Below are 23,298 nucleotides of genomic sequence, written 5' to 3' on the forward strand. Positions count from 1 at the left end.
CATGCACGGCGAATCTCCGATCAAACGTCGCGAATCCCGCAAAATCTGGGTCGGCAATGTGCCGGTGGGTGGTGATGCGCCCATCGCGGTACAAAGCATGACCAACACCGACACCAACGATGTCGATGCCACCGTCGGGCAGATCCAGCGCCTGGTGGATGCCGGTGTCGACATTGTGCGTGTCTCGGTGCCAGACATGGACGCCGCCGAGGCCTTCGGCCGCATCAAGCAACGAGTCAGCGTGCCGCTGGTTGCCGACATTCACTTCGACTACAAGATCGCCTTGCGTGTGGCCGAACTGGGCGTCGACTGCCTGCGCATCAACCCGGGCAATATCGGCCGTGAAGACCGTGTGCGTGCCGTGGTCGATGCAGCCCGCGACCGCGGTATCCCGATCCGTATCGGCGTTAACGCAGGCTCCCTGGAAAAGGACCTGCAGAAGAAGTACGGCGAACCGACCCCAGCCGCGCTGGTCGAGTCGGCGCTGCGCCATGTCGAGCACCTGGACCGCCTGGACTTCCAGGACTTCAAAGTCAGCGTCAAGGCCTCCGACGTGTTCATGGCCGTCGAAGCCTACCGCTTGTTGGCCAAGCAGATCATCCAGCCCCTGCACCTGGGCATCACCGAAGCCGGTGGCCTGCGCTCGGGGACAGTGAAATCCGCCGTCGGCCTCGGTATGCTGCTGGCCGAAGGCATCGGCGATACCATTCGTATCTCGCTGGCTGCTGACCCGGTCGAGGAAGTGAAAGTCGGTTACGACATCCTCAAGTCGCTGCACCTGCGTTCGCGTGGCATTAACTTCATCGCCTGCCCAAGCTGCTCGCGGCAGAACTTCGATGTGGTCAAGACCATGAACGAGCTGGAAGGGCGCCTGGAAGACCTGTTGGTGCCGCTGGACGTCGCGGTGATCGGTTGCGTGGTCAACGGCCCCGGCGAAGCCAAGGAAGCCCACGTAGGGCTGACCGGCGGCACGCCGAACCTGATCTACATCGACGGCAAGCCGGCGCAGAAGCTGACCAATGACAACCTGGTCGATGAGCTCGAAAAACTCATCCGCCAGAAAGCGGCCGAAAAGGTCGAAGCCGACGCGGCGCTGATCGCCCGTGGCTGACACACAGAATTCGTAAGGACTTTTCGTGAGCAAATCGCTGCAAGCCATCCGTGGCATGAACGACATCCTGCCTGAACAGTCGCCACTGTGGCGCTACTTCGAGGGCACCGTGGCCGGGCTGCTGGACACCTACGGGTACAGCCAGATCCGCACGCCGATCGTCGAGTTCACCGAGCTGTTCAAGCGCTCCATCGGTGAAGTGACCGACATCGTCGAAAAAGAGATGTACACCTTCGAGGACCGCAACGGCGATTCGCTCACCCTGCGCCCTGAAGGCACCGCCGCCTGTGTGCGTGCCGTGCTGGAACATGGCATCACCGGCAACGGCCAGGTGCAGAAACTCTGGTACATCGGCCAGATGTTCCGCCACGAGCGCCCGCAAAAGGGTCGCTACCGCCAGTTCCACCAGATCGGCGTAGAAGTGTTCAACCTTGACGGGCCGGACATCGACGCCGAACTGATCATGCTGACCTGGCGCCTGTGGGGCCTGCTGGGTATCCAGGACGCGGTCAAGCTCGAGCTCAACAGCCTGGGTACCAGCGAAGCCCGTGCCCGCTACCGTGATGCGCTGGTCGAGTTCCTCTCGGCCCGCCTCGAGCAGTTGGACGAAGACAGCCAGCGTCGCCTGAAGAGCAACCCGCTGCGCATCCTCGACAGCAAGGACCAGAACACCCAGGCGGTGCTGGTTGGCGCGCCGAAGCTCGAAGATTACCTGGACGAAGAATCCCGCGTGCACTTCGAGGGCCTCAAGGCCCGTCTGGAGGCTGCCGGTATCCCGTTCGTGATCAACACCAAGCTGGTGCGTGGCCTGGACTACTACAGCAAGACCGTGTTCGAGTGGGTCACCGACAAGCTCGGCGCCCAGGGCACTGTCTGCGCCGGTGGCCGCTACGACGGCCTGGTCGAGCAGATGGGCGGCAAGCCGACTACCGGCGTTGGTTTCGCCATGGGTATCGAGCGCCTGATTCTGCTGCTGGAGACTCTGGGCAAGGTGCCCGAGTCGATCAGCCGTCAGGTCGATGTCTACCTCTGCGCCTTCGGCGAGCAGGCCGAGCTGGCTGGCCTGCGCTTGTCCGAACGCCTGCGTGATCGTCTGCCGGGCCTGCGCCTGGTGGTCAACGCCGGCGGTGGCAGCTTCAAGAGCCAGTTCAAGAAAGCCGACAAGAGCGGCGCGCTGTTCGCCCTGATTCTTGGCGACGACGAGCTGGCCCAGCAAGCGATCGGCTTCAAGCCCCTGCGTGGTCAGGGCGAACAACAGAACATTGCCTGGGATGCTCTGGCTGAGCACCTGGAAACCGCGGTCGCACAGGCGTAACGCGGTCCAACAAGCGAATAGGCGAAAAGGAGTATTGGGGTGTCGAGTACCGATGATGATGACCTGGCAGGGGTCAAGGACTGGTGGAACCGCAACGGCAAGCCGCTGCTGACGGGCGCGTTGCTGGCCGGTGTGGTGGTACTGGGCTGGAATACCTGGCACAAGTACCAGAACAACCAGTCGCAAGGTGCCTCGCAGCTGTACCAGGCCCTGCTTGAGACCAGCCTGACGCCGAGTGGCCAGCCAGACGCAACCAAGGTCGCGGAACTGGCCGGCAAGCTCAAGAGCGAGTTCGGTGGTACCGCCTACGCCCAGTACGGCAGCCTGTTCGTGGCCAAGGTCGCGGTCGAGAGCGGCAAGCTCGACGACGCTGCTGCCGAGCTCAAAGCTGTGTTGGACAAGCCAGCCGATGCCACCCTGGGCGAGATCTCGCGCCAGCGCCTGGCCCGTGTACTGGCTGCCCAGGGCAAGGCCGAAGAGGCACTCAAGCTGCTCGACGGCGACGCCGACAAGGCGTTCCTGGCCAGCCGCGAAGAATTGAAGGGTGACCTGCTGGTGCAGTTGGGTCGCGCCGACGATGCTCACAGCGCTTATGAGAAAGCCAAGGCCTCGCTGTCGGATGAAGCAGCGGTCGGTGGCCTGCAACTGAAGCTGGATGACTTGGCCAAAGGGGACGCGTGACGTGATCGGTTGGAAACAAGCAGCAGTGCTGACCCTGGCCGTACTGGCCGCGGGTTGCAGCAGCAACAGCAAGAAGGAACTGCCCCCGGCCGAGCTGACCAAGTTCACCGAGGAAGTGGTACTGAAGAAGCAGTGGAGCCGTTCGATCGGTGACGGCCAGGGCGAGACGTACAACACCCTGGTACCGGCCATCGAAAACGACCGTATCTACGCCTCCGACGTCAACGGCGAAGTCTTCGCCCTCGACCGTATCACCGGCGACGTGGTGTGGAAGAAAGACCTGGACCTGCAGGTGTCGGGCGCTGTCGGCGTGGGTTACGGGCTGGTCATGCTCGGTACCCTCAAAGGCGAGGTCATCGCGCTGGACTCCAGCACCGGTGAAGAGCGCTGGCGTTCGCGCGTGACCAGTGAAGTGCTGGCACCGCCCGCCAACAACGGCGACGTGGTGGTAGTGCAGACCCAGGACGACCGCCTGATCGGCCTCGATGCCGCGACCGGCGACCGCCGCTGGATCTACGAAAACACCCCGGCCGTACTGACCTTGCGGGGCACCGGTGCACCGATCGCGACCAACCGCCTGGCGGTTGCCGGCCTGTCCACCGGTAAAGTGATCGCGGTGGATATCAACAACGGCGTGCCGGTGTGGGAGAGCCGTGTGGCCATCCCGCAGGGGCGTTCCGAGTTGGACCGCGTGGTAGATATCGACGGCGGCCTGCTGCTGTCCGGTGGTACCCTGTACGTCAGCACCTACCAGGGCCGCGTAGCGGGCCTGGACCTGGAAAGCGGCCGCGTGCTGTGGCAGCGTGATGCGTCCAGCTACGTGGGTGTCGCCCAGGGTTACGGTAACGTCTATGTCAGCGAAGCCTCGGGTACCGTTGAAAGCGTCGACGAGCGCTCTTCCAGCGCCCTGTGGACCAACGATTCCATGGCTCGCCGTCAGCTGTCGGCACCGGAAGTCTTCTCCAGCTACGTGGCTGTCGGGGACTTCGAGGGTTACCTGCACCTGCTCAGCCAGGTCGATGGTCGCTTCGTCGGCCGTGAACGAATCGACAGCGATGGCCTGCGCGCCCGGCCCCTGGTGGTCGGCGACACCATCTACGTCTTCGGCAACAGCGGCAAGCTCGAGGCACTGACCGTCCGCTGAAGCTAAGCTCAAGACCGCCAACGGTCTTGAGCCGCGGTGTAGGAAACGCCGCACAAACTCCGGCCGCTGCCTTGCAGCGGCCTTTGCATTTTCAAGAATTCAAGAGTGGAGAGCCGCATGGTTCCCGTAATCGCCCTGGTGGGACGGCCGAACGTCGGCAAATCCACCATGTTCAACCGCCTGACCAAGACCCGCGATGCCATCGTCGGTGACCTGTCGGGCCTGACCCGTGACCGCCAGTATGGTGATGCCTCCTGGCAGGGTCGTTCTTTCATCCTGATCGACACCGGCGGTATCACCGGTGACGAAGTGGGCATGGACGAGAAAATGGCCGAGCAGTCGCTCATGGCCATCGAAGAAGCCGACTATGTGCTGTTCTTGGTCGATGCCCGTGCGGGCATGACCGCAGCCGACCAGATGATTGCCGAGCACCTGCGCAAGCGCAACAAGTCGGCGATTCTGGTTGCCAACAAGATCGACAACATCGACCCCGACGTTGCGCGCGCCGAGTTCTCGCCGATGGGCATGGGCAACGCCATTCCGGTGGCGGGCTCCCAGGGCCGTGGTATCAACGCCCTGATGGAAGCCGTGCTCGGCCACCTGCCGCGTGATGCCGAGGACGAAGCCCTCGACCAGGACGTCGCCGAAGGCGAGGAAGCCGCGCGCATTCCTGGCCCAAGCGAAAAAGATGGCATCAAGATCGCCATCATCGGCCGCCCGAACGTCGGCAAGTCGACCCTGGTCAACCGCATGCTCGGCGAAGAGCGCGTGGTGGTCTACGACGAGCCGGGCACCACCCGAGACAGTATCTACATCCCGTTCGAGCGCGATGGCGACAAGTACACCTTCATCGACACCGCCGGGGTGCGCAAGCGCGGCAAGATCCACGAGGAAGTCGAGAAGTTCTCGGTGGTCAAGACGCTGCAGGCGATCAAAGACGCCAACGTGGTCATCTTCGTCATGGATGCCCGCGAAGGTGTGGTTGACCACGATCTGAACCTGCTGGGCTTTGCCCTCGAAGCCGGCCGCGCCATCGTCATCGCCCTGAACAAGTGGGATGGCATGGAGCCGGGTGAGCGCGCCTACGTGAAGACCGAGCTGGAACGCCGGCTGTTCTTCGTCGATTTCGCCGACATCCACTTCATTTCCGCGCTGCACGGCACGGGCGTGGGCAACCTGTACAAGTCGGTACAGGCCGCGTTCACGTCGGCGGTCACCCGTTGGCCAACCAGCCGCCTGACGCAGATCCTCGAAGATGCGGTCAGCGAGCACCAGCCGCCGTTGGTCAATGGCCGCCGCATCAAGCTGCGTTATGCCCACCTGGGCGGCGCCAACCCGCCGCTGATCGTGATCCACGGCAACCAGACCGAGAGCATTCCCAAGTCGTACTCGCGTTACCTGGAAAACACCTACCGCCGCGTGCTGAAACTGGTCGGTACGCCGATCCGCATCGAGTACAAGGGCGGTGAGAACCCGTACGAGGGCAAGAAAAACACCCTCACCGATCGCCAGGTCAACAAGAAGCGCCGCTTGATGTCGCACCACAAGAAGGCCGAGAAGAAGCGCCGCGACAAGCGCTGATTTCGCGTCAGCTTATTCGCGGGCAAGCCCGCTCCCACAGAGACCGCACAATCCTTAAGGACAGTGCTGCACCTGTGGGAGCGGGCTTGCCCGCGAATAGGCCCTTTGATCCAACGCAATCCCCCTATTGTTTCAACCTTTTTCCTGACTGCTCGATCCGCTATGCTCGGACTCCACCCCGTGCCGGATAAACCCCAGGAAAGAGGGCTCCATGATCCGCAGCAAACTGCCGAATGTCGGCACGACCATCTTCACCACCATGTCCCAGCTCGCCGTGCAGACCGGTGCGCTCAACCTTTCCCAAGGCTTCCCCGACTTCAACGGCCCGCAGGCGTTGCTCGATGCAGTGGGCCGGCATGTGGCCGCCGGGCATAACCAGTACGCGCCAATGACTGGCCTGCCGGCTCTGCGCCAGCAGGTAGCGGCCAAGGTCGCACGGTTGTATGGCGCACAGGTGGATGCCGATCACGAAGTGACCATCACCCCAGGTGCCACCGAGGCAATCTTTTGCGCCATTCAGGCGGTGATCCAGGCCGGTGACGAAGTCATCGTCTTCGACCCCTGCTACGACAGCTACGAGCCGTCCGTGGAGCTGGCCGGTGGCCGTTGTGTGCATGTGCAACTGAGCGACGGCGACTTCCGCATCGACTGGCAGCGGTTCAGCGATGCCCTCAGCCCGCGTACCCGCATGGTCATCCTCAACTCGCCGCACAACCCCAGCGGCGCGCTGATTACCCGTGAAGACCTGGACCAGTTGGCGCAGCTGATCGCTGATCGCGATATCTACTTGGTCAGCGACGAAGTCTACGAGCACCTGGTGTATGACGGCGTACGCCACGCCAGCGTGCTGGCCCATGCCGAGCTCTATAACCGTGCCTTCGTGGTCAGTTCGTTCGGCAAGACCTACCATGTGACCGGTTGGAAAACCGGCTACGTGATCGCCCCACCGGCCCTGAGCGCCGAGCTGCGCAAGGTGCACCAGTACGTCAATTTCTGCGGCGTCACGCCGTTGCAGTGCGCGCTGGCCGACTTCATGGCCGAGCACCCCGAGCACCTCGATGAACTGCCAGGCTTCTACCAGGCCAAGCGCGACCTGTTCTGCGACTTGCTCGAAGGTTCGCGCTTCAGTTTCCGCCGCACGGCGGGCACCTATTTCCAGCTGGTGGACTACTCGCAGATCCGCCCGGACCTGAACGATGTCGAGATGTCGTTGTGGCTGACCCGCGAGCACGGCGTGGCGACCATTCCGGTGTCGGTGTTCTACCAGCAACCCATCCCCGAGCAACGCCTGGTGCGCCTGTGCTTTGCCAAACGTGAGGAGACGCTGCGTCAGGCGGCGGAAAAACTATGCGCGATCTGAGTACACTGCCCGACCTGAAAATCGCCTTGGTGCAGACCACCCTGGCCTGGCACGACCGCGAGGCCAATTATGCGCACTTCGAGGAACTGCTGAAGCAAGTGGGTGAGGTGGACCTGGTGATCCTGCCAGAGATGTTCACCACCGGCTTCTCGATGCAGTCCGAAAGCCTGGCCGAGCCCGAGAACGGCCCAACCTACAAATGGCTCAAGGCCCAGGCGAAGAAGTACTGCGCGGTGATTACCGGCAGCGTGATCATCCAGGCCGCCGATGGCAGCCACCGCAATCGCCTGCTGTGGGCGCGCCCGGACGGCGAAATCCTGCACTACGACAAGCGTCACCTGTTCCGCATGGCGGGCGAGCACAAGCATTACACCCCCGGCGAGCGTCAGGTGCAGTTCGAGATCAAGGGCTGGCGGGTGCGCCCCTTGATCTGCTACGACCTGCGCTTCCCGGTGTGGAGCCGTGATGCCCAGGACACCGACCTGCTGCTGTACACCGCCAATTGGCCGGCGGCGCGCCGCCAGCACTGGAACCGACTGCTGCCGGCGCGGGGCATCGAGAACCTGTGCTTTGTCGCGGCGGTGAACCGCGTGGGCACCGATGGCAAAGGCTTCGCCTATTCCGGTGACAGCCAGGTGCTGGACTTCCAGGGTGAGAGCCTGCTCAGTGCTGGCGAGGCGGACGGGGTGTTCACGGTGGTGTTGAGAGCGGCGGAGCTGGCGGCGTACCGGGCCAAGTTCCCGGCGAACCTGGATGCCGATACCTTCGAGCTGCACTAACAGCCTGCACTGGCCCTTTCGCAGCACAAGGCTGCTCCTACACGTTATGCGCTTCACCTGTAGGAGCAGCCTTGTGCTGCGAAAGGGCCAGATGCCTTTACATCAATATCTGATCAGTACACATCCCGCCGATACCGCCCATCCTCGATCAGTTGCTGTACAACGGCTTCTCCAAGCATGCCCTTGAGTGCCGCATCAACGCCGGCCGCCATGCCCTGCAAGCTGCCGCAGACATACACACAGGCGCCATCCGCCACCCAGCGTTTGAACGCTTCAGCCTGCTGCAGCAACACATCCTGTACATACACCTTCTCGGCCTGATCCCGCGAAAACGCCAGGTCCAGGCGTGCCAGGTCGCCGTTGTCGAGCCAGCCTTGCAGTTCGTTGCCGCACAGCAGGTCATGCGCGCGGTTACGTTCACCGAACAGCAGCCAATTGCGTTGTTCGCCCGCGTTGACCCGCGCGCGCAGCAGGCTGCGCAGGCCAGCCAGGCCAGTACCGTTGCCGATCAGAATCATCGGCACCGGTGACTCGGGCAGGTGGAAACCACTGTTGCGGCGCAGGCGCACGCTCAGCAGGCCATTCACCGGCAGGTACTCAGTCAGCCAACCAGAACCCAGCCCGAAATTGCCATCCGGGTGACGTTCCTGGCGCACGATCAATTCCAATACCCCGTCACTGGCGATCGAAGCGATGGAGTATTCACGCGTGCCGATCGGTACCAGCGCATCGACCAGCGCCTGTGCGTGCAAGCCCACCAACTGATCGCGCCGGCTGGGCAACTGACGGCTGGCCAGCGCCTGGCCCAAGGTTTCGTTCAGGCCGTCGAGCTGTACGGTTGCGTTGGCATCCAGGCCCAGGCCGTCGAGGAAGGCGTCGACCCGCGGCTGACCATTGCGCGGCAGGATTTCCACCAGGTCGCCGGCCTGCCAGCTGGCAGGCTCCTCAGGGCGCAGGCCGATCAGGTAGACCGGCAAGCCCTGGCTGCCCGGGTTCATCAACTCACGTTGCACCAGCGTCCAGTTGCCGAAACTCGGCGGCTGCCAGGCCGTGACCGGCTGGGCCCCCGTCAGCTGCGCCAGTGCCTGTTGCCATTGCTGCAGCGCTGCCTGGTCGGCGTTGTCCACCTCCACCGGGCTGAACGCTGTGCTGGCACCCCGTTCAGCCAACCAGGCCTGCAGGCGACGGGCAAAGCCGCAGAAGTGCGGGTACTGGCGGTCGCCCAGGGCGAGCACGGCATAGTGCAGGTTGTTCAGCGCCCAGGGTTGGCCAAGCACCTTGCGCTCGAACGCGCGGGCGCTATCTGGCGCTTCGCCATCGCCGAAGGTACTGACCACGAACAAGGCACGACGGGCCTGGCGCAGGTCATCCTCGCCCAGCTCGGCCAAGGCGCGGACTTGCACCGGCAGGCCAGCCGCCTGCAATTGCCCGGCACTTTGCCAGGCCAGCTGTTCGGCGAAGCCGCTCTGGCTGGCAAAGCCGATCAGCCAGCTGCCGCTGCCAGCCTGGGTGCTGTCGACGCCGCCTCGGGCAGCGCGAACCTGGCGTTTCTTGCGGCGCCGGTCAAGGTACAGCAGCCAGCCGGTGACGAAGAACAGCGGCATGGTCAGGCTGGCGAGGGTGACGATGATCCGGCCCGGCAAGCCGAAGTATTCGCCTACGTGCAAGGCGTAAACGCTCTGCAGCAACTGCGCCTTGAAGGATTTGTCGTTGTAGCGGTCGTGGCTTTTCACCTGGCCGGTGGCCGGGTCGAGGACCAGCGTGTTGAACGCGCGCGGGTGCGCGGCATCGTCCAGCAGGTAGAACAGGTTGGCCGGCTGGCCACCTGCCGGTGGCAGGCGAAGGTTGTACATGGCCAGGCCCGGCCCTGCGGCCTCCTTGAGGTTGGCCCAGATGGCGTCATAGTCGACCACCAGTGGCGGTGCGTTCTTGTCGACCTTCTGTGGCCCGTGGCGGCCACGGCCTTCCCCGCGTTTTTGCTGCTGGCCCGCTGCCGGCGCATCGGCCAGCAGCCTGTTCAGGCCTTCGCGATACCATTCATAGGACCAGAACAGGCCGGTGAGGGCGAACAGCAGGTAGAACAGCAGGCACCAGGTACCGGCCACGGCGTGCAGGTCCCAGTTGAAGGCGCGGCCTTTCTTGGCCCACTCGAAGGTCAGCCAGACCCGCCAGTTGAGCGCCTTGCGCGGCCAGCGCAGGTACAGGCCGGAGAGGCAGAAGAAGATCAGCATCAGGGTGCAGGCACCGGTGATCTGCCGGCCACTGTCGCCCATGGCCAGGAACCGGTGCAGGTTGAGCATCAGGTTGAAGAAGTCCTGCCCGGCCACTTCACCCTTGAGCTCGCCGGTGTACGGATCGGCATAGCGCAGCTCGCCACGGCGCTGCCCGGGCGGCGGGGTGAAGAAGATCCGCGCAGCATTGCCTTCGTGCAGGTCCACCCACAGCATCGCGACCTTGTCGCCTTGCGCGGCCTCGGCCCGCTGTACCAGTTCGGCGGGCGGCAACACGCCCTCGGGTCGTACTTCGACCTTCAGCACATCGGCATTGACGGCTCGCAGCAGTTCTTCCTGAAACGACCAGATCGCCCCGGTAATACCCATCAAGGCCAGCACCAGGCCAGCGGTGATGCCAAAGAACCAGTGCAATTGGAACAGCGTCTTCTTCACCACATCGATCACCTTGTGTAGCTGCCGCAGCCTGCGCGGTGTGCATTATGCCTTGGTACGCAAAAGCCCCGCTCACTGGAATGAACGGGGCTCCGGGGTGTTGCTTTAGAAGTGAACGCTGGTGGTCAGCAACGCCGTCCGCCCAGCCGCCTGGTTGGCGAAGTGGGTGGAGAACGCCTTGTCGTAGTACACCTCGTTGGTCAGGTTCTGCACGTTGAGCTGCAGGTCGACGTTCTTGGTCAGCTTGTAGGCGGCCATGGCGTCGTAGCGCACGTAGCTGTCGACCATGGTGGTGTTGGCCACACTGCCGTACACGTCATCCACATAGAACGCGCCACCACCGACGGTCAGCTTCGGCGTGATCGAGTACGTGGTCCACAGGCTGGCGCTGTTGTTCGGCGTGTTCGGCAGCTGGTTGCCATCGTTGGCTTTGCCCAGCGGGCCGCCATCGATCTGGCGCGCCTGCATGTAGGTGTAGCCGGCAAAGACCTGCCACTTGTCAGTGAGCTTGCCGCTGGCCGACAGCTCGATACCCTGCACGCGGGTTTCGCCGACGTTTTCGTAGGTGGTGGTGTCCACCTGAACGCGGGCGTTTTCCTTCTCGGTGCGGAACAGCGCGGCGGCCAGGGACAGGCGCTGGTCGAGCAGGTCCCACTTGGTGCCGATCTCGTAGTTGGTGGTTTCTTCCGGCTCCATGTCGCTGCTCAGCAGGTTGCCGGCGCGGTCGCTGGTGTTGCCCAGTGGGTTGCCTTCGGTGCCCTCGCCGAGCATCGCGCCGGGTGGCGTCGCGGAGGTGGCGTAGGAGACATAGATGCTGCCGTTTTCGGCCGGCTTCCAGACCAAGCCCAGTTGGCCGGTGATGAACTCGCTGGTATCACGGCCCTTGGAGGCCACGCCCTTGGCGTTGACCACGGTGGCGCCAGCGGCATCGTAGGTGCGGTAATGGGTGTCGAAGTGGTCGTAGCGCAGGCCCATGTTCAGCAGCCAGTCAGGTGTCAGCTCCAAGGTGTCGAAGACGTACAGGGCACGGGTGTTGCTCTTGGTGTCGGTGCCGGCGTAGTTGCGCGAGATCGCGCCATTCCACGGATCATCCGGGTTCGGATTGCTCAACGAGGTGCAGTTGTAGCCGCTGTTGGCGCCGATCAGGCTTGGGTTACACGCCGTGGCAGACGAGCCGCCAGTAGCGGTATCAACGGTGTACGACGAACGCTTGCTCTCTTCCCGGCTCAGCTCGATGCCGGTGGAGAAGCTGTTCTTCATCCCACCCACATAGAACTCGCCAAACAGGTCGGTCTGGTTGGTGGTGGTGGCGGTGTTGCCAACGCGGCTGTTGGCGCGGCGCCAGACGCTGCCGTTGTTGACGTTGCCCTTGCTATCGTCAGGCTGGGTCAGGATGTAGTCCTGCATGCTGTTGCCGTGACGCAGGGTGTTCTTGATGGTCAGCGCGTCGGTCAGGTCATGCTCGATCGCGAAGGTGGCGATGTCGACGCGGCTCTTGCGGAAGTCGCGGCCGGTGAGGCCATAGAAGTTGTCGCTGTCACCGCCATCGTACGGCTTGCTCGGGTGCGCCGAAGTACGCGCGCCGCTACCACCGGTAGGAATCGTGTATGGGATGCCGGAATCCGGCAGGTCGTCGCTTTCCAGGTGGTAGTAGTCGAGGTTGACGCGGGTCGGGGTGCCCAGGCCGAAAGCCAGGGACGGGGCGATGCCCCAGCGGTCGTAGTTGACCTTGTCGCGGCCGGCGACGTTGCTCTCGTGGGTCATCAGGTTGAGACGACCGGCCACCGTGTCGCTGAACTGGTAGTTGCCATCGAAGGTGTAGCGTTGGGTTTGGTCACTGCCCCAGGTCCAGGCGCCATCCAGCGAATTGCCCAGGTGCGCACGCTTGCTCACCAGGTTGATGGTGCCGCCTGCGGCGCCACGGCCGCCGATGGCCGAGTTAGGGCCTTTGGCCACTTCCACCGACTCGATGGCGAAGATCTCGCGGGTTTGCGCGCCGGTATCGCGTACGCCGTCCAGGTAGGTGTCGCCCTGGGCGTCGAAGCCGCGGATGAATGGCCGATCACCTTGCGGGTTGCCGCCTTCACCAGCACCAAAGGTGATGCCAGGTACCGTGCGCAGGGCATCCTGCAGGCTGAGGGCGTTGGTGTCCTTGATGACCTGCTGCGGGATCACCGTGACCGAGCGTGGGGTGTCTACCAGCGGCGCGGTGTACTTCTGCGATGAGGCCTTCTCGACCTTGTAGTCGGTGCTGGCCTGCTCGGCCTTGCCATTGACGCTGGTGGCGTCAAGGGTGACGGCGTTGTTGGCGGCAGGCTCGGCAGCGTAGGCGGTCGAAGCAGTGAGGGCGACGCCGATGGCGGTCACGATCAGGCGTGGTGAACTCACAGCAGATGGCACGTAGTGACGCATTGGTAAGGACCTTCCCCAAGGTGATAAGGCGGCGGATCTTAATGTAAGCAATTGTGACTAACAATTGAGAGTCGTTACCATTCGTGAAGAATTTACAATCTTTACAGTTTGCCCTTACGGTTTTCAGTGGCTGAAACGTCTTAAGCGGCGAATGGGGCTTGTGGTCTGTAAAAGGGAATCAATATCATTGACGCCTTTACATTTGCCCAGGTGCCGCCGCCATGCTGCTTCACATACCCGGCCTGTTCGATGCCGACGAACTCACGCGTATCCGCGAGGCGCTGGAGCAGGCTGATTGGGCCGATGGCAAGGTCACTGCCGGGTATCAATCGGCCAAGGCCAAGCACAACCTGCAGTTGCCTGAAGGCCATCCGCTGGCCAAGGAACTGGGCAGCGCGCTGATTGACCGGCTGTGGAACACGCCGCGCTTCATGTCGGCAGCGCTGCCGCACAAAGTGTTTCCACCGCTGATCAACTGCTACCGCGAAGGCGGCAACTTCGGCTTCCACATCGACAATGCGCTGCGCCAGCCCAAGGGCAGCCCGGAGCGCGTGCGTACCGACCTGTCCTCGACGCTGTTCCTCAGCGACCCGGACAGCTACGACGGCGGCGAACTGGTGATCCAGGACACTTACGGCGTGCAGCAGGTCAAGTTGGCAGCTGGCGACCTGGTGCTGTACCCCGGCACCAGCCTGCACAAGGTCAACCCGGTGACCCGCGGCCAGCGTTATGCGGCGTTTTTCTGGACGCAGAGCCTGGTGCGCGAGGACAGCCAGCGTGCGCTGCTGTTCGAGATGGACAATGCCATCCAGCAACTCACCGCCGATGTGCCCGATCACCCATCGCTGCTGCAGTTGACCGGGACTTACCACAACCTGCTGCGCCGCTGGGCTGAGGTCTGAACCGTGTCATACCCGTTGCGTCGTGAAGAAGTGGTGGATGTTGCAGGCCTCAAGGCCATGCTCGAAGACAGCCCCGGCAAGGCGGCCCAGGCGATCCTGGCGGCAGCGGGGGAGGGGGTGGTTGAGGCGCAGTTGCTGCTGGGGCAGATTCTGCTCGATGGGCGCGGTATCGAGCAGGATGTAGACCTGGCCCGACGCTGGTTCGCCATTGCCACGGAGGGAGGCAGTGTCATGGCCTGCAACATGCTGGGGCGTTGCCTGGAGCATGGTTGGGGCGGTGAAATCAGCCTGACGCAGGCGGCCATTCACTATGCCCGGGCGGCAGACGCGGGGCTGGACTGGGGCCTTTACAATTTGGGCAACCTGCTGGCCACCGGGCGCGGGGTGCCGGCCAATCAAGCCCAGGCCTTAGTCTGTTACGAGAAGGCCGCGCAGTTGGGGCATGCCAAGTCGATGAACCTGTATGGGCGTTACCTGGAGCAGGGCATTGCCACGGCGGCAAGCCCGGCACGGGCGGTGCGCTGGTATCGGCGTTCGGCTGAGGCGGGGGACTTTCGCGGGATGTTCAGTTTGGCGATGGTGCTGGTCGAGCGGGGGCAACTGGCTGAGGCCGGGCCTTGGCTGGAGCAGGCGCGGGTTGAGGGGAATGTGAATTTCTTGCGCAGTGCGGTAGCCACATTGCGCGGGGCTGGGCCGTTGCTGGCGGGGTATGCAGCAGGATATGCCGAGGAACTCGAACAGCGCGGGGAATGATGTCTAGACTGCTGGCCCCGCGAAGAGGCCAGCACTGACGCACACATGAAAACGGGGCCTTTCGGCCCCGTTGTTCATTACAGGTAGTAGGCCTTCAGCGGCGGGAAGCCGTTGAATTCCACCGCGCTGTAGCTGGTGGTGTAGGCACCGGTCGACAGCCAGTACAGGCGGTCACCGATCGCCAGGTTCAGCGGCAGGCCGTACTTGTAGTGCTCGTACATGATGTCGGCGCTGTCGCACGTCGGGCCGGCGATGACCACTTCTTCCATCTCGCCTTTCTTCTCGGTCCAGATCGGGAACTTGATGGACTCGTCCATGGTTTCGATCAGGCCCGAGAACTTGCCCACGTCGGTGTACACCCAGCGCTCGACCGCGGTGCGCGACTTACGCGCCACCAGCACCACTTCGCTGACCAGAATACCGGCGTTGGCGATCAGCGAACGGCCTGGCTCGAGGATGATTTCCGGCAAGTCGTCACCGAAGTCTTCCTTCAGGAAGCGGATGATTTCTTCGGCGTAGGTTTCGAGGCTGTTGGTACGGGTGATGTAGTTGGCCGGGAAGCCGCCACCCATGTTGATCAGCTTCAGTTCGATGCCGTCTTCTTCTTTCAGGCGCTCGAAGATCACCTTGACCTTGGCGATGGCGGCGTCCCAGACGCTGATGTCGCGCTGCTGCGAGCCCACGTGGAAGGAAATGCCGTAGGGCACCAGGCCCAGGTCGCGGGCGAGGATCAGCAGGTCCATGGCCATGTCGGTTTGGCAGCCGAATTTGCGCGACAGCGGCCAGTCGGCAGTGGTCGAGCCTTCGGTGAGGATACGCACGTAAACCTTGGAGCCCGGTGCGGCCTTGGCGATGTTGCGCAGGTCGGCTTCCGAGTCGGTGGCATACAGGCGCACGCCCTTCTCGTAGAAGTAGCGGATGTCCTTGGACTTCTTGATGGTGTTGCCGTAGCTGATGCGGTCGGCGCTGACGCCACGGTCCATCACTTTGTCCAGCTCGTAGATCGAGGCGATGTCGAAGCTCGAGCCTTTTTCTTTGAGCAGGTCGATGATCTCGACCGCCGGGTTGGCCTTGACCGCGTAGTAGACCTTGGCGAATTCGAAACCGGCGCGCAGGTCGTCATAGGCCTGGCTGATCATCTGGGTATCGATGAGTACGAACGGGGTTTCCTGCTTGTCGGCGAACGCCTTCATTTTCTGGAAGGTGTCACGCGCGAAATAGTCTTCGACCTGGATCGACATGCTCAGGGACTCCATGGGCAAACTGAAAAGATAAGTGGCTGCAAACTGAACGTCCTCCGTATCCCCACTTTGGTTCGCCTACTCAGTACTTGAGCCGGATGGATCGTTTCCAGCATGGACGTTCGGCGCGCACTTTAGGGCGTGAAGAATGCAAGATCAACAGGCAATCCGGGCGTGTTCGTCGCGGATCGACGACCTGCCATTTGAATAACCGACTCATGTGACCGGCAGATGTTCCCCTGGTGTTCGCAAGCGTAAAAAATTGTGGAATAGACCGCGTTGTCCCTTTCGCGGGTAAACCCGCTCCCACAGGGATTACGCTATTCCTGTGGGAGCGGGTTTACCCGCGAAAGGGCCGGTGGTGTTCATATTTATGGCCACGATTTACTGGCACACCCGTCCATGAAATCCGCAAAAATTTTTTGTTACCGACTGGCGGATTTGCCGGTTTTGATGAGAAACATTACTATTCGCACCCTTGTCTGCCTCCCTGACGACCCCCACCGTGTCCGCACACAAAGGCTTCCTCGACCACTACCATGAGCTGATCGGCACCTGGACGCGCAAGCTGCGCAGTCGCCAGCAGGCCGAGGACCTCACGCACGATGCCTTCGTCAGGGTTCTGGAGAACCCCCGCGAGCAGGTCGAGCAGCCACGCGCCTACTTGCACCAGACGGCCCGCAACATTGCCGTGGATGGTTTTCGCCGCGAGGACCGGCGTCAGGCGCTGGAAGTGTTCGATGAAACCAGCACAAGCAGCAGCGGCGACCCCGAAGCCTACGTGCACGCCCTGGAGCTGGCCGACAGCGTCGAACGGGCGTTGGCCGAATTGCCCCTCAACTGTCGCCGGGTGTTCATCTGGCAGAAGCTTGAAGGCCTGACCCAGGCCGAGATCGCCCAGTGCATGGGCTTGAGCAAGAACATGGTCGAAAAGTATATGATCCGCACGCTCCGACACCTGCGTGAACACCTGGATGTGTCGGGATGATGAGTCAGGAGACCTTTTCGATGAAACAGCACGGCACCGACACCGTCCGCGAGCAGGCAGCCGAATGGTTCGCCCGCGTGCAGGATGCGCCGCGGGATGCCGAGCTGCAGGCGCGCTTGCACACCTGGCTGGCAGCGGACCCGCGCCATCGCGATGAATTCGAGCAGCTTGCCAGCCTGTGGCGCGCCGCCGACTTCATTCCGCGCCAGCGTCTCGAGGCGCTGTGCCAACCAGAATCGGTGCATCAACTGCCGCGCCGGCGCCTGGTACGCCAGGCATTGGCGGCCGGGGTGGCGGTGGTTGCCCTGGGCTTGGGCTGGAGTGGCTGGCAGTACCAGCGCCTCAACCACCAAGGCCAGTTGCAGACCGCCTTTGCAGAACGGCGGCAGGTCGCGTTGCCGGATGGGTCGCAACTGACGCTGAACGGCGGCACGCAACTGCAGGTCGATTTCAGCGCGGGGCGTCGGCACATCCAGCTGAATGCCGGCGAAGCCATGTTCATCGTGGCCCACGACAGCAGCCGTCCATTTGTGGTCGATACCGCCCAAGGCCGCGTGACCGTCACCGGCACCCGCTTCGATGTGCGCCTGGACCCGGCCGCCACCCGGGTGGCGGTGGAGCAGGGCTCGGTACGTGTGCAGGGCAAGGATGCCTCTCAGGCACAACTGACGGCCGGCCTAGGCGCGCATATAGATGCACAAGGCCAGGTGACGCCTCCCTACGCGGTCAATGCCGCCGCGCTCACCGCCTGGCGCCAGGGCAAGCTGGTGTTCGACAACGCCACCCTGGCCGAGGTGGTGGCCGAAGTGTCGCGCTACCGCACCGAGCCGCTGCGCGTAGCCCCCGGCAAGGTAGCGCAGTTGCGCCTGTCCAGCACCTTCAGCAGCGACGACACCGATGCCTTGTTGCGCGCCTTGCCGAGCATCCTGCCGGTGGCCATCAAAGCCCATGAAGACGGTTCTCGCGAAATAATCGCGAAATAGATTCAGGTTTTTTTCAGCCCGTTCGTCTTCCTCGCCAGCTGCAACTGCCAAGCATTTCCATTTGCATGCGGTTGGCGTTTATCCCGAACTTCAGGATGTCTTGACGACGTGAACAACAACAAGCCTTTCCCACGCGTGCGCGCCCTGGCGCTGGCCCTTGCGGTCAGTGCGGTGGCCGTCAACAGCCAGGCCGAGCAGGCCGGCACTGCGATTCAGATCCAGGCGCAACCGCTGGCTTCGGCGCTGAGCCAGCTGGGCCAGCAAACCAACCTGCAGCTGTTCTACAGCCCGGAGCTTGTGGCCGGTAAGCAGGCCCCGGCAGTGTCCGGCAACCTGGCGCCGGTGCAGGCGCTGCAACAGTTGCTGCAAGGCAGCGGGCTGACGTTCGAGGTGTCGCAGGACACCGTGGTGGTCAAGCCACTGCCCACCACGCTCGACCTGGGCAGCAGCCTGGAGCTGGCGCCCACCGACATCAAAGTCGTCGGCGACTGGCTGGGCGATGCCGACCAGGCCGTGGTCCAGAACCACCCTGGCGCGCGCACTGTGGTGCGGCGTGAGGCCATGGTGGAGAAGGGCGCGATGAACGTGCGCGACGTGCTGCGCGGTATCCCCGGCGTGCAGGTGCAGGATTCCAACGGCACCGGTGGCAGCGACCTGTCCCTGAACGTTGGCGTGCGCGGCCTGACCTCGCGTTTGTCGCCACGCTCGACCGTGTTGATCGATGGCATCCCGGCTGCCTTCGCCCCCTATGGCCAGCCGCAGTTGTCGATGGCGCCGATTTCTTCGGGCAACCTCGACAGCATCGACGTGGTGCGCGGTGCCGGCTCTGTGCGCTATGGCCCGCAGAATGTCGGCGGGGTGATCAACTTCGTCACCCGGGCAATACCGGAGCAGGCCTCGGCACAACTTTCCACCACCCTGGAAACCTCGCAGCACGGCGGCTGGAAGCACACCGAATCGGCCTTCGTCGGCGGCACCGCCGACAACGGCATGGGCGTTGCGCTGTTGTACACCGGGGTGAACGGCAACGGCTACCGCGAGAGCAACAACGGCAATGACATCGACGACGTCATCCTCAAGACCCACTGGGCGCCGACCGACGTCGACGAGTTCTGGCTCAACTTCCACTACTACGATGGCCGTGCCGACATGCCCGGTGGCCTGACCCAGGCTCAGTACGACAGCAACCCGTACAAGTCGCTGCGTGACTACGACTACTTTGCCGGCCGGCGCAAAGACGTGTCGTTCAAGTGGCAGCGCCAGCTCGACGACGCCACCCAGTTCGAAGTGCTGACCTACTACACCGACAGTTTTCGCGGCAGTGCCATCGCCTCGCGTGACATGAAGACCTTGTCCTCGTACCCGCGCAACTACCACACCTTCGCCATCGAGCCGCGGGTGTCGCGGATCTTCTTCGCCGGCCCGACCACCCAGGAAGTCAGTGTTGGCTATCGCTACCTGAAAGAAGCCATGCGCGAGCAGTCGACCCGCTTGGCGCTGATCGACAACGTACCGACGTCGACCCCGACCTCCGACGGCCACGTGTTCCAGGACCGCAGCGGCGGCACCGAAGCCAGCGCCTACTACATCGATGACAAGATCGACGTCGGCAACTGGACCATCACCCCGGGTGTGCGTTTTGAGCACATCAACACCGACTGGCGCGACCGCCCGGTGCTGGACGCCAACAACCGCCCGGTGGCGGAGAAAAAGCGCAGCATCACCAGCAACGAGCCGCTGCCGGCGCTGAGTGTGATGTACCACCTCTCCGATGCCTGGAAGGTGTTCGCCAACTACGAGACCTCGTTCGGCAGCCTGCAGTACTTCCAGCTGGGCCAGGGCGGCACCGGCAACAGCACGGCCAATGGCCTGGAGCCGGAAAAGGCCAAGACCTACGAGGTCGGTACGCGTTATGACAATGGCGGCTTCGCCGGTGAGCTGACAGCGTTCTATATCGACTTCGATGACGAGCTGCAGTACATCAGCAACGATGTCGGCTGGACCAACTTGGGTGCCACCAAGCACCAAGGGATCGAGGCGTCGGTGCGTTATGACCTGGCCGGGCTGGATGCGCGGCTGGAGGGGCTGTCGGTCAATGGCGGCTATACCTATACCCGCGCGACTTACGAGGGGGAGATTCCTGGCTTCAAGGGCCGTGATCTGCCGTTCTATTCACGCCAGGTGGCCACTGCCGGCGTGCGTTACGCGGTCAACCACTGGACCTGGAACCTGGACGCCTACGCGCAATCCAAGCAGCGCGCGCCGGGTACCGGTATCAATGCCGATGGCAGCTTCAATGGCGACTACATCACCGAGCCGAGCGCCGATGGGCAGTATGGCGACATTCCGGGCTACGTGACCTGGCATGCCCGCGGTGGGTACGACTTCGGGCCGAAGCTGTCCAACCTGACGCTGGCGGCGGGGGTGAAGAACCTGTTCGACAAGCAGTACTTCACCCGCTCCAGCGATAACAATGCGGGCATTTATGTGGGTGAGCCGCGGACGTTCTATGTGCAGGCCAGTGTAGGGTTCTGATACCTGCTGTGCCCCAATCGCCGGCAAGCCGGCTCCCACAGGATACGCGCCAATCCTCAGGCTGGCGCAGTACCTGTGGGAGCCGGCTTGCCGGCGATTGGAGCGCAAGGCGCTCCCTGCTATCAGGAAACCACCGCCTCAGCCGGCGACACGATCGAAGTCTTCGCCCCCCGCGAACGCCCCGAGCTCAGGTAAGCCGCAATCGACTCCTGCGTCACCTCGCCCAAAAACACCTGCTCGGCATCCAGCACCGGCAACCACGCCCGATTGAACTCGTACATCCGTGACAGCAGGATGCGCAAATGCTCATCGTGCGAGGCCGTGGCGTTGAATTGGCGCAGGAAGTCGCCGCAGGTCCCTTGCTGGCGGTGCATGTCGCGCCGGCGCACATAGCCCATCGCCTTGTTCTGCGCATCGGTCACTACCACATAGCGGCGGTCGTGCTCGTCCAGCAGCTCCAGCGCATCGCTCACCGGCGTCTCCGGGCTTACCGACGGTGCGTTGTCTGCCGCATCCTCGGCGCGCACCAGCAGCAGGCGTTTCAATGTGCTGTCCTGGCCGACGAAGTTGCTGACGAAATCATCCACCGGGTGCGCCAGCAGGGTGTCCGGGTGGTCCAGCTGCAACAGCTTGCCGGCACGGAAGATGGCGATCTTGTCGCCCAGCTTGATTGCTTCGTCGATGTCATGGCTGACCATGATCACGGTCTTGTTCAGCGCCCGCTGCATCTCGAAGAACTCGTTCTGGATCATCTCGCGGTTGATCGGGTCGACCGCGCCGAACGGCTCGTCCATCAACAGCACCGGGGCCTCGGCCGCCAGTGCACGGATTACGCCAATACGCTGCTGCTGGCCACCGGACAGTTCCCGTGGGTAGCGCTGCAGGTACTGCTTGGGTTCAAGCTTGATCATGTGCATCAGCTCGCGGGCGCGGTCGTGGCACTTCTGCTTGTCCCAACCCAGCAGGCGCGGGACCACGGTGATGTTCTCTTCGATGGTCATGTTGGGGAACAGGCCGATCTGCTGGATCACGTAGCCGATGCGCCGGCGCAGGGTCACTTCGTCCAGCGCGCTGGTGTCTTCGCCATTGATGAACACCTGGCCGGAGGTGGGCGTGATCAGGCGGTTGATCATCTTCAGCGTGGTGCTCTTGCCGCAGCCCGAGGGGCCGAGGAACACGCAGATTTCGCCCTCGTTGACGGTGAGGTTGACCGCGTCGACGGCTTTGACGTCCTTGCCGTTGACGTTGAAGGTTTTGCTGAGGTTCTTGAGTTCGATCATGAGCGCAGTCCTTCTGGAGTCAGGGCACGTTGCAGGGTTTGCAGCAGCAGGTCGGCGATGATCGCCAGCAGGCTGACCAATACGGCGCCGACCAGCAGCATCGACATGTCGCTGCGGCTGATGGAGGTCAGGATGAGGACACCCAGGCCGCCGGCACCGATGGTCGCGGCAATGGTCATCACGCCGATGTTCATCACCACGGCGGTGCGCACGCCGGCCAGGATCACCGGCACCGCGATGGGCAGCTCGACCATGCGCAGGCGCTGGCCGAAGGTCATGCCGATGCCGCGTGCGGCTTCACGGATGCCGGGCTCGACGTTGGTCAGCGCCAGGTAGGTGTTGCGCAGAATCGGCAGCAGTGAATAAAGGAACACGGCGGTGATCGCCGGCAGCGGGCCGAGGCCCTGGCCGAACTTGGAATAGAACGGCAGCAGCAGGCCGAACAGGGCGATCGAGGGGATGGTCAGCAGCACCGTGGCACTGGCTTGCAGGGGGCCGGCGACGGCCGGGAAGCGAGTCATCAGGATGCCCAGTGGCACGCCGACGAGGATGGCCAGGCTGACGGCAATGCCGACCAACATGATGTGCTGCCAGGTCAATTGCAGGACCTGGGCCCAATCGAGGTGGGCGAAGGTGTCGAGCAGGCTCATGGCTGTACCTCCTTCAAGGGGTGTTCACGCAGGAAGGCTGCGGCCACGGCGGTCGGGTTCTGGTGTTCGACGTCGACCTTGGCGTTGAGCTGGCGCATGGTCTCGTCGTCGAGCTGCTCGGCCAGCGGTTTGAGCAGGGTGGCCAGTTGCGGGTTGGCGTCGAGCACGGCTTTGCGCACGACAGGCGCGGCGGTGTAGTCAGGGAAGTAGTGCTTGTCGTCTTCGAGCAACTTGAGGTCGAACGCGTTCAGGCGCCCGTCGGTGGTGTAGACCAGCCCGGCGAACACTTGGTTGTTGTGCATGGCGGTGTAAACCAGCCCCGCGTCCATCTGGCGGATGTTGGCCCTGCCGACTTGCAGGTCGTACATGGCTTTGAGGCCGACCAGGCCGTCCGGGCGATTGGCGAACTCGGTGTCCAGGGCTACCAGGTGGTTGCGTTTGCTTTCGTCACGTAGCACCTGGTTGAGGTCGCTGATCGTATTCACCTGCGGGTAGGCCTCGGCGACCTGTTTTGGCAGGCCAAGGGCATAGGTGTTGCTGAATTTCGACGGGGTCAGCCAGATCAGGTCTTTTTTCGCATCAAGCGCTTTGACCTTGGCGTAGGTGGCTTCGGCGTTTGGCATGCGTTCATCGATGTGGTTGTACGACACCAACGACACACCGGTGTACTCCCACATCAGGTCGAGCTGGCCGGTTTCCTGGGCCTGGCGTGCAATGCTGCTGCCAAGGCCGGTGGTCACGCGCACATCGAAGCCGTTGGCGCGCAGGTATTGGGCGGTGATTTCGGCAAGCACGGTCTGTTCGGTGAACACCCGCGCGCCGATACGGACCAGCGGTTTGTCCGCTGCCTGGGCAACACCTGCAAACAGCAGGGCTGCGCCGAGCAGCAAGGCGATTCTCTTCTTCATACGTTCCCT

At 63.1% G+C, this 23,298-nt stretch carries 18 protein-coding genes; 12 read left to right on the forward strand and 6 right to left on the reverse strand.

Going from position 1 to position 23,298, the window contains the following annotated elements; all coding sequences use genetic code 11:
• Nucleotide 1: 1 nt before the first annotated feature.
• The 7 genes from ispG to LOY53_RS04490 all read left to right on the forward strand — a co-directional run bounded on the left by ispG (nucleotide 2) and on the right by LOY53_RS04490 (nucleotide 7,971).
• Entirely contained in the window at nucleotides 2-1,111 is a 1,110-nt protein-coding gene (ispG, locus tag LOY53_RS04460) for a flavodoxin-dependent (E)-4-hydroxy-3-methylbut-2-enyl-diphosphate synthase (RefSeq protein WP_027595550.1), read from the forward strand.
• 25 nt (nucleotides 1,112-1,136) lie between these two features.
• On the forward strand, nucleotides 1,137-2,426 hold the full coding sequence (hisS, locus tag LOY53_RS04465) for a histidine--tRNA ligase (protein ID WP_027595551.1): 1,290 nt from the start codon (nucleotides 1,137-1,139) through the stop codon (nucleotides 2,424-2,426).
• Between the two features lie 39 nt (nucleotides 2,427-2,465).
• Entirely contained in the window at nucleotides 2,466-3,107 is a 642-nt protein-coding gene (locus LOY53_RS04470; protein WP_252826744.1) for a tetratricopeptide repeat protein, read from the forward strand.
• 1 nt (nucleotide 3,108) lies between these two features.
• Complete coding sequence (gene bamB, locus LOY53_RS04475; protein ID WP_027595553.1) at nucleotides 3,109-4,251, forward strand: outer membrane protein assembly factor BamB; 1,143 nt, start codon at nucleotides 3,109-3,111, stop codon at nucleotides 4,249-4,251.
• Between the two features lie 117 nt (nucleotides 4,252-4,368).
• The gene (gene der / locus LOY53_RS04480) at nucleotides 4,369-5,832 is read left to right on the forward strand and encodes a ribosome biogenesis GTPase Der (protein WP_186675552.1); all 1,464 of its coding nucleotides are present in this window, start codon (nucleotides 4,369-4,371) and stop codon (nucleotides 5,830-5,832) included.
• 211 nt (nucleotides 5,833-6,043) lie between these two features.
• Nucleotides 6,044-7,192 (forward strand): pyridoxal phosphate-dependent aminotransferase, encoded by a 1,149-nt coding sequence (locus LOY53_RS04485; RefSeq protein WP_085272640.1) that lies wholly within the window; start codon nucleotides 6,044-6,046, stop codon nucleotides 7,190-7,192.
• The gene (locus tag LOY53_RS04490) at nucleotides 7,180-7,971 is read left to right on the forward strand and encodes an amidohydrolase (RefSeq protein WP_258703645.1); all 792 of its coding nucleotides are present in this window, start codon (nucleotides 7,180-7,182) and stop codon (nucleotides 7,969-7,971) included. The genes LOY53_RS04485 and LOY53_RS04490 overlap by 13 nt, the downstream gene beginning before the upstream one ends.
• Before the next feature lie 113 nt (nucleotides 7,972-8,084).
• Here LOY53_RS04490 and LOY53_RS04495 read toward each other — a convergent pair whose 3' ends face one another.
• Together LOY53_RS04495 and LOY53_RS04500 are read right to left on the reverse strand one after the other, a co-directional pair.
• Nucleotides 8,085-10,640, reverse strand: a complete 2,556-nt coding sequence (locus LOY53_RS04495) for a sulfite reductase flavoprotein subunit alpha (RefSeq protein ID WP_258703646.1) — start codon at nucleotides 10,638-10,640, stop codon at nucleotides 8,085-8,087.
• 102 nt (nucleotides 10,641-10,742) lie between these two features.
• Nucleotides 10,743-13,049: a TonB-dependent siderophore receptor gene (locus tag LOY53_RS04500; RefSeq protein WP_258703647.1), complete on the reverse strand. Its 2,307-nt coding sequence runs from the start codon at nucleotides 13,047-13,049 to the stop codon at nucleotides 10,743-10,745.
• 221 nt (nucleotides 13,050-13,270) lie between these two features.
• Between LOY53_RS04500 and LOY53_RS04505 the strand changes: the two genes are divergently transcribed.
• Together LOY53_RS04505 and LOY53_RS04510 are read left to right on the forward strand one after the other, a co-directional pair.
• A complete protein-coding gene (locus LOY53_RS04505) occupies nucleotides 13,271-13,951 on the forward strand; it encodes a Fe2+-dependent dioxygenase (RefSeq protein ID WP_027595559.1) in 681 nt (226 codons plus the stop codon).
• Nucleotides 13,952-13,954: 3 nt separating this feature from the next.
• On the forward strand, nucleotides 13,955-14,704 hold the full coding sequence (locus LOY53_RS04510) for a tetratricopeptide repeat protein (RefSeq protein WP_252826752.1): 750 nt from the start codon (nucleotides 13,955-13,957) through the stop codon (nucleotides 14,702-14,704).
• A gap of 77 nt (nucleotides 14,705-14,781) precedes the next feature.
• On the opposite strand, the gene LOY53_RS04515 is transcribed toward LOY53_RS04510, so the two are convergent.
• On the reverse strand, nucleotides 14,782-15,945 hold the full coding sequence (locus LOY53_RS04515; RefSeq protein WP_027595561.1) for a type III PLP-dependent enzyme: 1,164 nt from the start codon (nucleotides 15,943-15,945) through the stop codon (nucleotides 14,782-14,784).
• Nucleotides 15,946-16,450: 505 nt separating this feature from the next.
• Here LOY53_RS04515 and LOY53_RS04520 point away from each other — a divergent pair.
• The 3 genes from LOY53_RS04520 to LOY53_RS04530 all read left to right on the forward strand — a co-directional run bounded on the left by LOY53_RS04520 (nucleotide 16,451) and on the right by LOY53_RS04530 (nucleotide 20,451).
• Entirely contained in the window at nucleotides 16,451-16,933 is a 483-nt protein-coding gene (locus LOY53_RS04520) for a sigma-70 family RNA polymerase sigma factor (RefSeq protein ID WP_258703648.1), read from the forward strand.
• Between the two features lie 20 nt (nucleotides 16,934-16,953).
• Nucleotides 16,954-17,916, forward strand: coding sequence for a FecR family protein (locus LOY53_RS04525; protein ID WP_252826753.1), 963 nt, complete (start codon nucleotides 16,954-16,956; stop codon nucleotides 17,914-17,916).
• Between the two features lie 108 nt (nucleotides 17,917-18,024).
• Nucleotides 18,025-20,451: a TonB-dependent receptor gene (locus LOY53_RS04530; RefSeq protein ID WP_258703649.1), complete on the forward strand. Its 2,427-nt coding sequence runs from the start codon at nucleotides 18,025-18,027 to the stop codon at nucleotides 20,449-20,451.
• Between the two features lie 122 nt (nucleotides 20,452-20,573).
• Here LOY53_RS04530 and LOY53_RS04535 read toward each other — a convergent pair whose 3' ends face one another.
• The 3 genes from LOY53_RS04535 to LOY53_RS04545 are packed head-to-tail and all read right to left on the reverse strand — an operon-like array spanning nucleotide 20,574 to nucleotide 23,289.
• Nucleotides 20,574-21,731, reverse strand: a complete 1,158-nt coding sequence (locus LOY53_RS04535; protein WP_027595565.1) for a betaine/proline/choline family ABC transporter ATP-binding protein — start codon at nucleotides 21,729-21,731, stop codon at nucleotides 20,574-20,576.
• A complete protein-coding gene (locus LOY53_RS04540; protein ID WP_008090677.1) occupies nucleotides 21,728-22,381 on the reverse strand; it encodes an ABC transporter permease in 654 nt (217 codons plus the stop codon). Before LOY53_RS04540 ends, LOY53_RS04535 begins: the two co-directional genes overlap by 4 nt.
• The gene (locus LOY53_RS04545) at nucleotides 22,378-23,289 is read right to left on the reverse strand and encodes a glycine betaine ABC transporter substrate-binding protein (RefSeq protein ID WP_252826755.1); all 912 of its coding nucleotides are present in this window, start codon (nucleotides 23,287-23,289) and stop codon (nucleotides 22,378-22,380) included. Before LOY53_RS04545 ends, LOY53_RS04540 begins: the two co-directional genes overlap by 4 nt.
• Nucleotides 23,290-23,298 lie beyond the last annotated feature (9 nt).

The organism is Pseudomonas sp. B21-031, assembly GCF_024748985.1.
In the GTDB taxonomy this organism is placed as follows: Bacteria; Pseudomonadota; Gammaproteobacteria; order Pseudomonadales; family Pseudomonadaceae; genus Aquipseudomonas; species Aquipseudomonas kermanshahensis.

Excerpts from the sequence above, each read along its gene's own strand:
- ispG (WP_027595550.1), top strand. The coding sequence starts at position 2 with ATGCACGGCGAATCTCCGATCAAACGTCGCGAATCCCGCAAAATCTGG.
- der (WP_186675552.1), top strand. The coding sequence starts at position 4,369 with ATGGTTCCCGTAATCGCCCTGGTGGGACGGCCGAACGTCGGCAAATCC.
- LOY53_RS04485 (WP_085272640.1), top strand. The coding sequence starts at position 6,044 with ATGATCCGCAGCAAACTGCCGAATGTCGGCACGACCATCTTCACCACC.
- LOY53_RS04490 (WP_258703645.1), top strand. The coding sequence starts at position 7,180 with ATGCGCGATCTGAGTACACTGCCCGACCTGAAAATCGCCTTGGTGCAG.
- LOY53_RS04500 (WP_258703647.1), bottom strand. The coding sequence starts at position 13,049 with ATGCGTCACTACGTGCCATCTGCTGTGAGTTCACCACGCCTGATCGTG.
- LOY53_RS04505 (WP_027595559.1), top strand. The coding sequence starts at position 13,271 with ATGCTGCTTCACATACCCGGCCTGTTCGATGCCGACGAACTCACGCGT.
- LOY53_RS04515 (WP_027595561.1), bottom strand. The coding sequence starts at position 15,945 with ATGTCGATCCAGGTCGAAGACTATTTCGCGCGTGACACCTTCCAGAAA.
- LOY53_RS04525 (WP_252826753.1), top strand. The coding sequence starts at position 16,954 with ATGAAACAGCACGGCACCGACACCGTCCGCGAGCAGGCAGCCGAATGG.
- LOY53_RS04535 (WP_027595565.1), bottom strand. The coding sequence starts at position 21,731 with ATGATCGAACTCAAGAACCTCAGCAAAACCTTCAACGTCAACGGCAAG.
- LOY53_RS04540 (WP_008090677.1), bottom strand. The coding sequence starts at position 22,381 with ATGAGCCTGCTCGACACCTTCGCCCACCTCGATTGGGCCCAGGTCCTG.
- LOY53_RS04545 (WP_252826755.1), bottom strand. The coding sequence starts at position 23,289 with ATGAAGAAGAGAATCGCCTTGCTGCTCGGCGCAGCCCTGCTGTTTGCA.